The 1,324-nt window shown below is 40.2% G+C and carries 1 protein-coding gene; it reads right to left on the reverse strand.

What is annotated here, in order from left to right; all coding sequences use genetic code 11:
* A partial coding sequence (locus tag L652_RS0103960) for a carbohydrate binding domain-containing protein (protein WP_024603313.1) occupies positions 1 to 849 on the reverse strand: 849 nt, incomplete at its 3' end.
* Positions 850 to 1,324 lie beyond the last annotated feature (475 nt).

The raw sequence follows: 1,324 nt of genomic DNA on the forward strand, positions 1-1,324 counted from the left end.
CCCGCCGCCATCACCAGAGCCACCGCCTAAAGTAAATGCTGTACTGTCGGTGTTACTAAAACTTGCACCACTTGCAAGTGTGGTAGAGCCTTGCTTAAGTGCATAACTGCCACTACCTGTTGAACAACACATGCCATCGCCGTAGCTGTCGCTAATAACTAGTACGTATGTACCATCAGTTAGGCATATTTGTTCATCATATTGTGTGTTTGATGCGTAACCACTGCCGTTAGCGATTGCGCTACCTTGATTGTTATTTACGGCCCAGCTAGTTTCGCTACCGTAATTATCGGTATTAAGCGTTAGGGTAAGGCTATTGTCGGTACAACTTGTTGATGCGCTGCCACCAACGTTTGGTAAAAAGTTATCTACGTATACGGTTTCGCTGCCATCAAATCCACTTACATCGTAAAACCTAAGTCCAACACTAATTGTTTTATCACTGCTTGCTGTATAGCTATGGCTAATTGTTTGCCATTGGTTAGTTTGTGCCTGATTTGAATAGCCTTGGTAGCCGTCCACATATAAGCGCGCCTTAATTTTACCTTCGGTATGGTAAACATCAGCCGAAAAGTTATAGGTTTTACCTGCTTCTACAGTAACTTGTTGTAATAAATCGGTGTTACTTTGCGACCCTGTAGTTACATTTACAGCAGCAGAGCTACTGCCACTTTTAACTGTGCTGGTGGATTGTGAAAGGCTAATTCCGCCATCTATTGTTGTCCATGCATCAGGTGTATTACCTGACCATTGCTCAAAGCCGCCATTAGTTACATTGGCCATTACAGGTAATGAGCCCAGTAACAAAGCGGTACTAATTAATTTGTTTTTATATTTCCCGTGTAACATGATTGTTCCTATTTTTACTTTGAAAGTAAAATATACCCTACATTAGTTCGGTTACAAAATTGTTAATTTAAAATGCAGTAAAAGGCAATAATTACTCTTTAAACTGTTTTTGAAGGTATTTTTATAAATTAATAACTAAATGGAATATCAAAGCAGATTCTATTCTTTTTTTATCTATGCTTAGCCCGTTATCCTGCATACTTAGAAAACCTCAACAGATACACTCTGGATGAGGTAAAACTCATTTTTAACAATACACAAAGTGTGTTGTGTTTAATTTTCAGGGTTATGGGGAATCGATTCATGTTGTTAGGTCAACTAAATGCTGCGGCAAGCCCGCTATCGCAAGATCAAGTACAAAAGCTGCAAGGTTTAGTGGCTGAGCTTAATCCAATTCAACAAGCATGGGTAAGTGGTTACTTAGCCGCTAATGCTAACTCAGCTGCATTAGGTGCTCCTACTGCTGGCGTACCGG

The organism is Pseudoalteromonas sp. TB25 (genome assembly GCF_000497995.1).
In the GTDB taxonomy this organism is placed as follows: domain Bacteria; phylum Pseudomonadota; class Gammaproteobacteria; order Enterobacterales; family Alteromonadaceae; genus Pseudoalteromonas; species Pseudoalteromonas distincta.